At 73.4% G+C, this 13,096-nt stretch carries 9 protein-coding genes; 5 read left to right on the top strand and 4 right to left on the bottom strand.

Going from position 1 to position 13,096, the window contains the following annotated elements:
- Nucleotides 1-68 precede the first annotated feature (68 nt).
- Both ACFO3J_RS03820 and ACFO3J_RS03815 read right to left on the bottom strand, forming a co-directional pair.
- Entirely contained in the window at nt 69-776 is a 708-nt protein-coding gene (locus tag ACFO3J_RS03820; protein WP_386426588.1) for a glycerophosphodiester phosphodiesterase, read from the bottom strand.
- 2 nt (nt 777-778) lie between these two features.
- Nucleotides 779-1,849, bottom strand: coding sequence for an adenosine deaminase (locus ACFO3J_RS03815; protein ID WP_386426134.1), 1,071 nt, complete (start codon nt 1,847-1,849; stop codon nt 779-781).
- A 248-nt stretch (nt 1,850-2,097) separates the two neighbouring features.
- On the opposite strand from ACFO3J_RS03815, the gene ACFO3J_RS03810 reads away from it, so the two are divergent.
- From ACFO3J_RS03810 to ACFO3J_RS03795, 4 genes are all read left to right on the top strand, one after another.
- The gene (locus ACFO3J_RS03810; protein WP_386426132.1) at nt 2,098-5,133 is read left to right on the top strand and encodes a hypothetical protein; all 3,036 of its coding nucleotides are present in this window, start codon (nt 2,098-2,100) and stop codon (nt 5,131-5,133) included.
- 149 nt (nt 5,134-5,282) lie between these two features.
- Complete coding sequence (locus tag ACFO3J_RS03805; protein ID WP_386426130.1) at nt 5,283-5,990, top strand: N-acetyltransferase; 708 nt, start codon at nt 5,283-5,285, stop codon at nt 5,988-5,990.
- Nucleotides 5,991-6,157: 167 nt separating this feature from the next.
- Nucleotides 6,158-6,607: a hypothetical protein gene (locus tag ACFO3J_RS03800; RefSeq protein ID WP_386426128.1), complete on the top strand. Its 450-nt coding sequence runs from the start codon at nt 6,158-6,160 to the stop codon at nt 6,605-6,607.
- A 137-nt stretch (nt 6,608-6,744) separates the two neighbouring features.
- A complete protein-coding gene (locus tag ACFO3J_RS03795; RefSeq protein ID WP_386426126.1) occupies nt 6,745-8,244 on the top strand; it encodes a CoA-acylating methylmalonate-semialdehyde dehydrogenase in 1,500 nt (499 codons plus the stop codon).
- Here ACFO3J_RS03795 and ACFO3J_RS03790 read toward each other — a convergent pair.
- Together ACFO3J_RS03790 and gabT are read right to left on the bottom strand one after the other, a co-directional pair.
- The gene (locus ACFO3J_RS03790) at nt 8,216-8,890 is read right to left on the bottom strand and encodes a phosphatase PAP2 family protein (RefSeq protein ID WP_386426124.1); all 675 of its coding nucleotides are present in this window, start codon (nt 8,888-8,890) and stop codon (nt 8,216-8,218) included. The genes ACFO3J_RS03795 and ACFO3J_RS03790 overlap by 29 nt on opposite strands.
- Nucleotides 8,891-9,377: 487 nt before the next feature.
- Nucleotides 9,378-10,709 carry a 4-aminobutyrate--2-oxoglutarate transaminase gene (gene gabT, locus ACFO3J_RS03785; RefSeq protein ID WP_386426123.1) on the bottom strand — a complete coding sequence of 444 codons (1,332 nt, stop codon included), beginning with the start codon at nt 10,707-10,709 and terminating at the stop codon, nt 9,378-9,380.
- Nucleotides 10,710-10,948: 239 nt separating this feature from the next.
- Between gabT and ACFO3J_RS03780 the strand changes: the two genes are divergently transcribed.
- Nucleotides 10,949-13,081 carry an ATP-binding protein gene (locus ACFO3J_RS03780; protein WP_386426586.1) on the top strand — a complete coding sequence of 711 codons (2,133 nt, stop codon included), beginning with the start codon at nt 10,949-10,951 and terminating at the stop codon, nt 13,079-13,081.
- Nucleotides 13,082-13,096: the final 15 nt, after the last annotated feature.

Below are 13,096 nucleotides of genomic sequence, written 5' to 3'. Positions count from 1 at the left end.
CGTACGGGCCGCCGGCCAGCCCGGCCGGCGGCCTTACGGCGGGGGTTTCCCGGGCGCAGCCGCGCGCCTCAGCGCCCGCCGCCGGCCAGCACCCGCTGAAGGGTCTCCAGCCGGTTGGAGGTGATCGCGTCGACGCCGAGGTGGACCAGCCGGCTCATCGCCCGCGGGGTGTCGGGGGTCCAGGCGCCGATCAGCAGGCCGTGGTCGCGCGCCCAGAGCACCAGGGGCGGGTCGATCAGGCCGAAGCGGAGGTTGATCCAGCGGGGCGCGAGATCGGCGACCAGCGATTCCGGCGGGCGCTGCGAGGTCGTCCAGGTCATGGCGATCTCGGCGGCCGGGTCGTGGACGCGCACCGCGACCATGGCCGGCAGGCTGCCGCAGTAGTAGACCTGACCGGCGGCCGGGCCGGCCTCCCGCACCGCGGCGATCGAAGGGCCGGCGTCCTCCGTCTCGGTGAGGTCGAGCAGCAGGCGCGCGGCCGGATGGCCTCCCAGCTCCTCCAGCGCCGCGGCCAGGGTCGGCACCCCGCCACCGGTCAGCCGGGAGACCTCGGCGGCCGTCAGCGATGACACCCGGGCGCGCGAGCCCCAGAGCCGTTCCAGCGTCGCGTCGTGCAGCAGTACCGGCACCCCGTCCCGGGTGATCCGGACATCGACCTCCACCACGTCCGCGCCCTTGACCAGCGCCGACCGCACCGACGCCAGGGTGTTCTCGCGGTAGTGGTACGGATCCCCGCGATGGGCGACCGACTGCGCCGTGACCCGGAAGTCCACCATCGTCAGCCGCCCCACGCCGCGGTGTAGGTGTCGATCTCCCCGGCCAGCGCCCGCTTGCCCGCCGGGTCTAGGAAGGACGCCTCCACCGCGTTCTTCGCCAGCTCCGCCACGCCCGCCGGGTCCAGCTCCAGCAGCCGGGCCGCCACCGCGTACTCGGTGTTGAGGTCGGTGCCGAACATCGGCGGGTCGTCGCTGTTGACGGTGACCAGCACGCCGGCCGCCACCATCCGCCCGATCGGGTGCTCCTCCAGCGAGGCCACCGCGCCGGTGGCGATGTTGGAGGTCGGGCAGACCTCCAGCGCGATCCGCCGCTCGGCCAGGTGCTCCAGCAGCCGCGGGTCGTCGGCGGCCGTGGTGCCGTGGCCGATGCGCTCGGCGCCCAGCTCGTTCAGCGCGTCCCACACCGTCTGCGGCCCGGTGGTCTCCCCGGCGTGCGGCACGCTGTGCAGACCGGCCGCCCGCGCCCGGTCGAAGTACGGCTTGAACTGCGGCCGGGGGAAGCCGATCTCGGGTCCGCCCAGGCCGAACGACACCAGACCCTCGGGTTGCAGGCCCAGGGCCAGCCGGGTGGTCTCCTCGGCCCCCTCCAGCCCCAGCTCGCCCGGAATGTCGAAGCACCAGCGCAGCGTGACGCCCAGCTCCGCGGCCGCCGACTTCCTGGCGTCCTCTATGGCCTCCATGAACGCCCGGTCCGGGATGCCGCGCAGGACGGACGAGAAGGGGGTGACGGTCAGCTCCGCGTAGCGGATGTTCTGCCGGGCCATGTCCCGGGCGACTTCGAAGGTGAGCAGCCGGATGTCCTCGGCGTCCTTGATCAGGTCGACGACCGACAGGTACACCTCGATGAAGTGCGCGAAGTCGCGGAAGGTGAAGTAGTCGGCCAGCGCCGCCGGGTCGGCCGGGACCGCCGAGCCGGGGTGGCGCGCGGCCAGTTCGGCCACGATCCGCGCGGACGCGGAGCCCACGTGGTGGACATGCAGCTCGGCCTTCGGCAGTCCGGCGATGAAGGCGTCGATTCCGCCGCCTCCGCCGAGGCGGGTGCCGGTCGGCTGACCGGTCGCGATGTCGGGCATGCGGGATCCTCATCCTTCCGAGGCCGATGGCTGGGGGTTCATCGTAGAGGCCCGGCCGGAACGGCGGCGTTCCGGGACGTGGCGGGCGGGTGGACCGGGTGCGGTCGCCGGGTCGTTGAGGAGCCGGCCGGGCATCGGCGGCGCCGGATCGTTATCGGTCCAGTGCCGTCGAATTCCGGATATGACTGCCGGCCCCGCTCAACCGCTCCTATTCTGCCGGGGAAAGCGTTCCAGTACCGGAGGCGCAGATGTCCGACCCGAACTCGAACGACCCGGCGGGAGGGACGGACTCGGGGGCCTCCTCCGGGAATCTGTCCGTACTGACGACGGTTGCCGAAGGACTCGCGAGCCACCCCGTTCTTCTCGCCGGATTCGGCGCCGCGGTCCTCGTCGAGGTGGCGGGGGAAATACTCGGCGGCTCGTTCGCTCTGGTGAGCGCGGTCGTCCTGGCCCTTTATGTGCTGTCGGTCCTCGGTCTTGTCGCGGTGCGCCGCTGGGCCCCGGACGAGCCGTCCGGCGGACCGGAGCAGCCCGGAGCCGGGCAGCCCTCCGGGGTGCACGTACGGCTCGACGGCGGGGAGACCGTCCTGGTGGAGCGGTCCGTGCGCTCGGACGCCGGCCCGGTCAGCCTCTCGGTGGGGAAGAGCGGGCAGGTCAGCCTGATCGACTCCGCCACCGCCGGTCCACCCGCGGCGCCGGCCGCCCTGCCGGGTCCCGGGCCGCTCACCGGCGGCGCCCGGCCGAGCGGCCGGGACGCGGGGGCCGAGGCGGCCGAGGCGGTCGCCTACACGACGTCGCTGCGCCGCGCCCGCGACCGGATCCTCGCCGCCGCGCGGAGCCGGGACGGCGTCCGCTTCGATGTGGTGGCGGATTCCGGCTGCGGCAAGACGCTGCTGCTGGACGAGGTCGCCTCGGGGCTCCATCGGGACGGGCGGCTGGTGCTGTTCATCACCGCGAGCGCGCCGCAGTACGGGCGGGGTCACGCCATGGCCGAGGACGAGCGGGCGATGGCCGACTACGCCGCCTGCCGGTATCTCATCGACGCGCTGGCCGCCGACCTCCACCGGGCCTGGGACCCGGGCGAGGGCGAACAGCCCCTGCTGAGCCGGGAGGTGGGCCGGCACTGGGAGTCGGCGGTCCTGACCGTCCGTGACGCCGGTCTGCCGGTCACCAGCGTCACGCAGAATGTCACCGTCACCGTGACCAACACCCGCGGCGATGTCTATCTGGACCGTACCGGCACCGCGGGCGCCGACGGCGTCGGAGCGGCCGCAGGAGCCGGGGGAGCCGGGGAAACCGGCGCCGGTGTCCGACTGGCGGAGATGCAGCGGCAGTTGACCGGTGTGCTGGACATGATCGCGCGCAGTCATCCACTGGCGACCCTGGTGGACGACACCCAGCGGGTGCTGGGCACTCCGGTCGGCGGCTGGCTGATGGCCGTACTGCGCGGCGTCACCACCGGCGCCGTCCTGCACGCCCGCCACCCCCAGCCGGCCGTCGCCGATCTGCCGGCCGGTACGCAGCGGGTGACGCTGGGGCTGCTCGCGCCGGGCGAGACGGCTGATTACGTCACCCGCAGGCTGGTGGACGGCGGTTGGAGCGAGGGCCCGGCGCGTGCCTGCGCGGAGGAGATCGCCTCCGTCACCAAGGGGCACCCGATCGGCATGGTGACCTGCTGCGAGATCCTGCTCGGCTCGGTGCCGGCCGACACCCCGGTCGGCGTGGCCCGTGAGCGGCTGCTGGGCGGGGACGCCGGCTGGGGCAGCCGGGGCGGCTTCGAGGCGGTCCGCACCTTCGTCCAGGACCACGCCGAGCGGGTGCTGGGCCGGCCCGTCCCGCTCTTCGACCTGCTCACCGTCCTGCGCCGCTGCACCCCCGCCATCCTGGAGGCACTGCTGGCCGAACACGGCGTCAGCGCCGAGGAGTCGACCCGCCTGTACGACTGGCTCCACCGCAGCGACCTCACCACCCCCTTCGACGACGACGTCAACGAAGGCTGGCGACTCCACGACTACCTGCGCGAAAACCTCGCCCGCGCCTTCCGCGACGAACGCCCGGAGGAGTACGCCGAGCAGCACGCCGCGGTCGAACGCCACTACCGCGTTCACATGAATTTCGAGAACGAACTCGACGAGCTCTCGCCGCACGCGGCGGGTTCGCGTTATGAGAACCCGGACTGGCAGCGCGACTCGCAGGAATGGCTGCACCACGCGTCCCATATGCCCCGCAGGGAATTCAACGCCGCCAGGCGCGCGATGATCCGGCTGTTCTTCGAGGCCTTCTTCTGGTGGGACGCCGAAGTGCCGTCCAGCTACTGCGGCCAGCTCATCGCGGCCTACCACTCGCTCCCCGCCGACCTGGACCTGCGCTGGGTCGACTGGCTCGACACCTTCCGGCAGAACTACGTCGCGGGCCGCGCCCACCAGCGGCCCGGAGCCGACGGCAAGCGCTGGGACCGGGCGGCCTCGGCCCTGGACGCGGTCGCCCGCTACCTCGGCATCCGGCGCGGCCGGGTCCCCGAAGATCCCGACCTGCGCCGGATCCACATCCTCCTGGGCATCCTGCAGGGCGACTGCGCCTGGTTCGGCAGCGCCGGCACGGAAGCGGACCGGGCCAGGGCCGCGGCCCTCTTCCGGTCCGCCACCGACGCCTGCACCCGGGACGAGGAGCTGTGGATCGCGAACTGGTCGACCTGGCTGGAGGCCGACCTCCACGCCTCGACCGAGCCGCACGTGGCGCGCGGCCTGCTGGCCGGCATCGAGGAGCGGATGACCGAGGAGGAGGAGAACGAACTGCCGGTGTTCGTCGCCCAGACCTTCGGCGACATCGCCTGGGCGGAAGGCGACCTCCGTGCGGCCTTCGACTGCTACGCCCGGAGCGTGCTGCGCGGATACGTCTACCACACCCGGCAGGAGATCTACGACCAGTACCCGTCCCGCTACACCGTCTCGCTCTACGACGGCGCCCGCCGGAAGCTGACAGACCGCGCCGGCCAGGCGGAGCAGGCGGGCCACACGGAGGAGGTGCGCGCCGCACGGGCACGGATCGGCGCGCTCTTCGCCCCCTACTGGTCGCACCGCGGTGTCCGGCCCGGCCAGGACGGCAACACCCAGGACGGCAACGCCCAGGACGACAACGCCTTCGGCCTTCCGGACGGCCCGGCGGAAAGCGACCTCGGCCGGGACCAGACGGAGTTCGCCGCCACGGTCGACTGGGTCATGCTCCACCTGCGCGACGAACTGGAAGCACCCCTGGAACAGCCGCTGGCCGATCCGGCGGCGTGACGCCGGCCCGCGAGAGGGGAGGCCCGCCGCCGGGGGCCGCGTTCCGGGTATCGGCGGGCCCCCGACGTGTCAGGCTGTGCGCACGATCCGGCCAGGACGACAGACCGGTCGTCCCCGCGGTCCGCCCCGTCACGGTGAGGAGAATTTTCATGCAGGTGACCGCCCTCGACCCGGACCACCCCCTGCTGGACGCCGTCTACGACGACCTGCTCGTCACCGCGTTCCCGCCGGACGAGCTGATCACCCGGGACGAGCTGCGCTCGGGGCTGGCCGGCGGCGGCATGCTCGGATCGCTGGTCGTGGCGCACGACCGGCCGGTCGGGGTGGCGCTGGGCGAGTTCTCGGCGGACAGCGGTGTCCTGCTGCTCGCCTACATGTCCGTGCGCGGCGACGCCCGCTCCGGCGGCATCGGCGGCCTGCTGATGGAGTCGGCCGTCCGCGGCAGCTGGCAGGAGCGACTGCACCCGCTGATCACGCTGGCCGAGATAGAGCATCCGGCGGCCCACGCGGCCGACGCCCGGCGCGGGGATCCGTCCGCCCGGCTGCGCTTCTACGCGCGGCAGGGGGCCAGGGCGCTGGACACGCCGTACTTCCAGCCGGCGCTGCGCCCCGGCGCGGCGCGGGTGCCGGGCATGCTGCTCGGAGTGCTGGCCACCGCCCCCTCGCTGGCCGGCGCGACCGCGATCCCCTCCGAGCCGGTCCGGCTCTTCCTGACCGACTACTTCGTCGGCACCGAGGGCAAGGTGCCCGACGACGCCGCCGCCCGGCTGCTGTTCGAAGCCGTCGACCGCCCGGGGGGCATCGCGCTGCTGCCGATGGACGACCCGGCGCTGCTGCCCTGCGCGTACGACGTGTGAGGCGGCCGTTCCCGTCCCCGTCTCCGCCCGCCGGCCGGCCCCGCGCACCCGGCCGGCAATCCACCACCGATCGGTAGCGAAACCCGCGTCATAATCCGCGCCCGGCCCCCTCTCCTCCCGTGACGGCAAGCGTCACGCGGGTCATACGGAGAGAAGGAGGGGCCGGTATGGGCGGCGCCGGATCGAGAAGCGCGATCGAATGGCTGGTGTCGGCGGCGGACGACCCCGACGGGTGCCGCTTCGAATGGGAGCGGAATCCGCTCGGGATCTCGCTGCTGCCCGCCGGGCGGGTGTGGGACGTACTGATCCTGTCCGGGGAGCTGGGCTATCCCACCCTGGACATCCTGACCCGGCTGATGGGCCGGCCGGGCCCGGTGCTCGCCGACTTCGGCGACTCCCGGATGGGCTTCTTCGTCCCGCCCGGAACGGCGGGCCGCTGGCTGGGCACCGGGGTGCGGGCGGTGGGGCGCGGCACCTGGATCGTGGTGCCGTACCCGGGCCGGCCGAGCGGCGCCGTACGGTGGCTGATCCCGCCCGACGGCACCGGGTACCTCACCGACCCGGTGCTGCTGGAACTGGCGATGCACGAGGCGGCGGCGCAGCTGGCCGGGGGCTGAACTCCCGCGGGGGCCGGCGCCGCGGCGCGGGCCCCCGGACGATCCCGCGTCCCCGGGGTGCTTGTTACCGGGCGTCCGCGTGGCGACACTCGGAACCGCACCACGTCGGAACCGCATCGCGACGGAAGGGTCAGCCCGTGACGACCACGCACATCACCCATTGGATCGCCGGACAACCCTGGCGCGGGGCCGCGCAGCGCCGCGGTGACGTGTACGACCCCGCCACCGGGCGGGTCACCGGCCAGGTGGACCTCGCCGACGCCGCCGTGGTGGACGAGGCGGTCGGCGCCGCCCTCGACGCCTTCCAGCAGTGGCGGCACGCCTCGGTGGCACGCCGCACCACGGCGCTGTTCGCCTTCCGCGAGCTGCTCAACGCCCGCCGCGAGCAGCTGGCCGAGGTCATCGTCTCCGAGCACGGCAAGGTGCGCTCCGACGCGCTCGGCGAGATCGCCCGCGGCCTGGAAGTGGTCGAGTACGCCTGCGGCATCCCGCAGCTGATCAAGGGCGGCTTCACCGAACAGGCCTCCACCGGCGTCGACGTCTACTCCATCCGGCAGCCGCTCGGCCCGGTCGCCGTCGTCTCCCCGTTCAACTTCCCGGCCATGGTGCCGATGTGGTTCTTCCCGCTGGCCATCGCGGCCGGCAACACCGTGGTCGTCAAGCCGTCCGAGAAGGACCCGTCCGCCGCGAACTTCCTGGCCGCGCTGTGGAGCGAGGCCGGGCTGCCCGACGGGGTGTTCAACGTCGTGCACGGGGACAAGCCGGCCGTGGACCGGCTGCTGGAGCACCCCGACATCAAGGCGGTGTCCTTCGTCGGCTCCACCCCTGTCGCCCGGCACGTCTACGAGACCGGCACCCGCCACGGCAAGCGCGTCCAGGCACTGGGCGGCGCCAAGAACCACATGCTGGTGCTGCCCGACGCCGACCTGGACCTGGCCGCCGACGCCGCCGTCAACGCCGGCTTCGGCGCGGCCGGCGAACGCTGCATGGCGGTGTCCGTACTGGTCGCCGTCGACCCGGTCGGCGACGAGCTGGTGGAGCGGATCAAGAAGCGCATCGCCGGTCTGACGGTCGGTCCCGGCACCGCCTCCGGCTCCGAGATGGGCCCGCTGGTCACCGGCGCCCACCGCGACAAGGTCACCTCGTACCTGGACTCCGGCGTCACCGACGGCGCCGCCCTGTCGGTCGACGGCCGCGCGCACCCCATCGAGGGCGAGGCGGGGGGCTTCTGGCTCGGCCCGACCCTCTTCGACCATGTCCGCCCCGGCATGTCCGTCTACGACGACGAGATCTTCGGCCCGGTGCTGTCGGTGGTCCGGGTGTCCTCCTACGACGAGGGACTGGCGCTGATCAACGCCAATCCGTACGGCAACGGCACCGCGCTGTTCACCAACGACGGCGGCGCCGCCCGCCGCTTCCAGCACGAGGTCGAGGTCGGCATGGTCGGCATCAATGTGCCCATCCCGGTCCCGGTCGCCTACTACTCCTTCGGCGGCTGGAAGTCCTCGCTGTTCGGCGACTCGCACGCCTACGGCGAGGACGGCGTGAAGTTCTTCACCCGGGGCAAGGCGGTCACCCAGCGCTGGCTCGACCCCTCGCACGGCGGCATCAACCTGGGTTTCCCGACCAATCAGTGACCTCCCCGGCGGCCGGGTCCGCGGCGGCGCGTGCCGCCAGGGCCCGGTCCACCGACGCCCGGGCGGCGGCGACCACCGTCAGCAGGCTCAGCGTCACGCACCAGCTGGCCAGTACGTCCAGCGGCCAGTGGTAGTCGCACCACACCAGGCAGAAGCCCACCGCGAACAGCAGCAGCGGGGTGCCGGCCAGCAGCACCAGCCGCGCCGCCCGGCCGCGTACCCAGGGAAGCAGCAGCAGCGCGGCGGCGCCGTAGGCCACCGCCGAGGTCGCGGTGTGCCCGGACGGGAAGTAGCCGTAGCCGGAGGGATCGGGCAGTGTCCGTCCCGGCGCTGGCCGCGCCACCGCGTCCTTGACCACCGTCACCACGACCGGCAGCACCGCGATGACCGCCAGAGCGGCGGCCGGCGGCAGCCACCAGCGCGGCAGCGCCGCCCGGCGGCCCAGCCAGCCGGTCAGGCAGACCGCGGCCAGCAGGACCGGCACCGCCACCCCGATGTTGCCCAGCTTGCAGAAGTAGTGCGCGGTGGTGGTGAACCAGGAGTTCGCCGCGGCCGTGCGGTCGAACCAGCGCAGCACCGTCCAGTCGCGGGCCACCAGCGGTCCGTCCGAGGAGACCTGCCAGGTGAGGGCCGCGAACAGCAGCACACCGGTGCCGAACAGCCAAATGAGCCGCCCCGGAACAGGGGGGAGAGTTCCGGGGCGGCCAGGGCGACCGCCGTACCGTCCGTCCCGGGGGGTGTGGGACGGACGGCCGACCGATCGGCGAGGACTGCCGGGACCAGAGGACCCGGCGGTGTCGTGCGCGAGGGCACTGCTGTGCCGGTGATGGGGATTCACCGGCGCGTTGTCGCCCGTGGACTTCTGGGGAGTCCGCCACGAGCGGGTTGTTCCTTGGAAACCGTACGTCACAGAAGTCCCCCCAGGGCTGGCGATCACCCCTCCGCCATCAGGCCCCCACACCTTCTTCACGACCTCGCCCGCCCCCCTGCCATCGGTCATCAACCCGTTACGTCCGGTCACTTTCCGCAGGCGGGCGGGCCGCAAACGGACGCAGACCGTCCGCTACCACCCTGCCACACCCGGCCGCCCGGCCGGGTCCGCGCTCCGGCGCACACCCGGCTCGAACCGCGGCTCACAGCCCGGCGAAGGCCTCCTCGACGATGTCGAGACCCTCGTTCAGCAGATCCTCGCCGATGACGAGCGGCGGCAGGAAGCGCAACACGTTTCCGTAGGTGCCGCAGGTGAGCACGATCAGCCCCGCCGCGTGGCACGCCTTGGCGACGGCCGAGGTGACCGCCGGGTTCGGCTCCTTGGTACCCGGCTCGACCAGTTCCACCGCGATCATCGCCCCGCGCCCGCGCACCTCGCCGATCACCGGGAACTTCTCCTGCATCGCCCGCAGCCGCGGCGTCATGATCTCGCCGATCCGCCGCGCCTTCGCCGGCAGGTCCAGCTCCTTCATCGTCTCGATGGCGCCGAGCGCCGCCGCGCACGCCACCGGGTTGCCGCCGTAGGTGCCGCCGAGGCCGCCCGCGTGCGCCGCGTCCATGATCTCCGCGCGGCCGGTCACCGCGGCCAGCGGCAGACCGCCCGCGATGCCCTTGGCGGTGGTGATCAGGTCCGGCACGATCCCCTCGTCCTCGCACGCGAACCACTGCCCGGTCCGGCAGAAACCGGTCTGGATCTCGTCCGCCACGAACACGATCCCGTTGTCCCGGGCGAACCGCGCGATCCGCGGCAGGAAGCCCTTGGCCGGCTCGATGAAGCCGCCCTCGCCCGCGATCGGCTCGATCACAATCGCCGCCACGTGATCGGCGCCGATCTGCTTGGTGATCACATCGATCGCCGCCGCCGCGGCCTCCTCGGCGGCGTGCTCCGGGCCGGTCAGCCAGCGGTAGCCGTACGCCAGCGGCACCCGGTACACCTCGGGCGCGAACGGGCCGAAGCCGTCCTTGTACGGCATGTTCTTCGCGGTCAGCGCCATCGTGAGGTTGGTGCGCCCGTGGTAGCCGTGCTCGAAGACCACGACCGCGGGACGCTTGGTGTAGGCGCGGGCGATCTTCACCGCGTTCTCCACCGCCTCGGCGCCGGAGTTGAAGAGAGCGGACTTCTTCGGGTGATCGCCCGGGGTCAGCTCGGCCAGCCGCTCGGCCACCTCCACGTACTCCTCGTAGGGTGTGATCATCACGCAGGTGTGGGTGAAGTCGGCCAGCTGCTCGGTCGCCCGGCGCACCACGGCCGGCGCGCTGTTGCCGACCGAGGTGACCGCGATGCCCGAACCGAAGTCGATCAACCGGTTGCCGTCCACGTCCTCCACCACACCCCCGCCGGCCCGGGTCACGAACACCGGCAGGGTCACGCTGATGCCGCCGGCCACCGTCGCCCGCATACGGGCCAGCAGCTCCTCGGACTTCGGTCCCGGCACGGCGCTGACGAGCCGGCGCTCCTGGGGCAGTTCGCTCATGGCGGGCACTCTCCTCATACTCCGTACGGCGGCACGTCCTCCCGCAGGCTAGGCCGCGCTACGGCGGGCCCGCATACGCCGATAGGTAACACTGCCCGGTCCGGTTTCGCCGGATCGGACAGTGCGCGCGCCGCCGTCCGGTCCCGGCAAGATCCTTTTACCGGCGTAGCGGCTCGACTACATTGAGCGCATCGTCAGACGACGAGACGAGGGGCGAGGGGCAGCACGCCATGGACGCCATGGATTACGAGGGCACGCACCACCCGGCGGGTCCGTACGACGGCCGGGAGCCCGGCCGGATGCCGCGCAAGCCCGGCGGCGCTCCCGTACCGCGCCCGGCCGCCCCGCCGCCGATGCCCGCCCACGCGCCCCCCGCCTCCGCGCTGGAGATCTGGCTGCGCACCCCGCGCGCGGTGGACGCGCCCGGCATCTACGGCTACGGGCACACCCCCCGCCCCGAGCCCGACCCCGACCGGCTGCCGGCCCGCCACCTCCTGGGGCTCGCGGTGCTCACCGCGCTGGCCGCCGTCTTCCTGTGGTCGCTGTTCCTCAACGGGGGCGACCTGGCCTTCCGGCTGGTGGCCGCGATCATCAGGGTCTTCCTGCCCTACTCCTGGACGCACAGCGCCTTCTTCTACACCGTGTTCGGCTACTCCGGATACGTCGTGGTGCTCTTCCTGCTGGCGCTGCTGCTCGGCCGCAAGGGCCAGTGGCGCGAGGTGTGGCGCCGCTATCTGCGGCCGCCGCTGCAATCCCTGTGGGACAAGCCCGAGCCCGGCGCCGCCCCCGAGGACGGCCGGCCCGACCTCGTGCAGTGGCCGGAACTGCGGGAGGCCGGGCAGTACGCGCTCGCCGACCGCCTGGCCGCCGAAGTCCGCTCCGGGCGGATGAACGACGTGGACCACACCAGGATCCGCCGCGCCTGGGCCGGGGTGCGGGCCGACCCGGCCCGGCTGGGCCCCTTCACGGACGCGGTGCTCAGCCAGGGCGCGGCGGCCTGCGGCCACCCCTCCGGGGCCCGCGACCTGCCGCACCGCGGCGCACCGCACGACCTGCTCGGCCGGCAGGTGCGGATCGGCCTGGGCGCCGACGACGACCGCAATCCTTACCAGCACCGCGGCTCCGGCATCGCGCTCGACCCGACACTGCTCGGCACCGGCCTGCTCGCGGTCGGGCCGCCCGGCTCCGGCAAGACGCGGCAGGTGGTCCGCCCGGTCATCGAGTCGCTGTGCCTGCAGGCGCTGGCCGGACAGGCCGCCGTCGTCGCGGTGGGCCCGGCCGGCGCCGACCTCGGTCCGGCCGCGGCCTTCGACGTGGTGATCTCGCTCGCCGACCCCGGCTCCCGCTACGACCTCGACCTCTACGGCGGCAGCACCGACCCGGACGCCGCCGCCGGCACCCTCGCCGAGGCGCTGCTCGACGACCGCGCCACCGACGACGGCGAACTGCGCCGGGCCGGCACCGCGCTGGGCCAGCTCCTGGGCCCCTTCACCGCCGCCCACCGCCGCTTCCCGTCCGTCACCGAACTGCGCGAACTCCTCGACGGCGCCCCGCTCGCCTACGCGACCCTGCGCGACGCCCTCGGCACGGCCGGCGCCCCCGGCATGGTCAGGGAACTCGACGCCCGCCAGCGCCAGGTCGACCGCCCCGGCGACATCGGCCCCCGGCTCGCCGAACGGCTGGCGCTGCTGGAGCGGCCCGCCTTCGCCGGCTTCTTCGACGTGACCGGACGCTCCCGGCCGTTCTCCATGTACGCGCTGGAACACCCGCTGCGGGTGCGGATCGACCTGCCCGAGCGCGGCCACGCCGAGGCCTCCCGCATCCTGGCCCGGCTGGTGCTCGCCCAGTTCACCGCCGCCGTCACCGCGCGCCGCGACCGCTCGCTGTTCGCCTGCCTGGTGCTGGATGACGCCGCGCACACCGTCACCGCCGACGCCGTGCGCGGTATGGCCCGGCTGCGCTCGGTCAACGCCGGGATACTGCTCACGCTGCGCACCCTCGACGACGTGCCCGAGGCGCTGCGCACCGCGCTGCTCGGCTCGATCGGCTGCCGGATGGCGCTGTCCGGCGTCACCACCTGGGACGGCAAGCGCTTCGCGGAGGCCTGGGGCACCACCTGGGTCGAGACCAAGGACGTCACCCGCACCCCCGACCAGTCCGGCGGGATGCTGCGCCGGACCTTCCGGGCGGTGCGGCTGCTGTTCACCGGGGTGGCCGTCACCACCGAGTCGATCACCGTACGCAAGGTGGAAAGGGAGCGGTGGTCGGCCTCGGACCTGGCGCACAGCCTCCCCGCCGGGCACGCCGTGCTGTCGCTGACCACCGTCGCGGGCGAGCACGCCCCGCCCGTCCTGCTCGACCTGCGGGCGTGAGGGGGTGCCCCGGGG

It is taken from the genome of Streptomyces polygonati (assembly GCF_042650325.1).
GTDB lineage: Bacteria > Actinomycetota > Actinomycetes > Streptomycetales > Streptomycetaceae > Actinacidiphila > Actinacidiphila polygonati.
This window is presented reverse-complemented; position numbering and strand designations above follow the sequence as displayed.

Bases quoted from the DNA above. Each gene is read 5' to 3' on its own strand.
- ACFO3J_RS03815 (WP_386426134.1), bottom strand. From the start codon at position 1,849: ATGCCCGACATCGCGACCGGTCAGCCGACCGGCACCCGCCTCGGCGGA.
- ACFO3J_RS03810 (WP_386426132.1), top strand. From the start codon at position 2,098: ATGTCCGACCCGAACTCGAACGACCCGGCGGGAGGGACGGACTCGGGG.
- gabT (WP_386426123.1), bottom strand. From the start codon at position 10,709: ATGAGCGAACTGCCCCAGGAGCGCCGGCTCGTCAGCGCCGTGCCGGGA.
- ACFO3J_RS03820 (WP_386426588.1), bottom strand. From the start codon at position 776: ATGGTGGACTTCCGGGTCACGGCGCAGTCGGTCGCCCATCGCGGGGAT.
- ACFO3J_RS03805 (WP_386426130.1), top strand. From the start codon at position 5,283: ATGCAGGTGACCGCCCTCGACCCGGACCACCCCCTGCTGGACGCCGTC.
- ACFO3J_RS03800 (WP_386426128.1), top strand. From the start codon at position 6,158: ATGGGCGGCGCCGGATCGAGAAGCGCGATCGAATGGCTGGTGTCGGCG.
- ACFO3J_RS03780 (WP_386426586.1), top strand. From the start codon at position 10,949: ATGGATTACGAGGGCACGCACCACCCGGCGGGTCCGTACGACGGCCGG.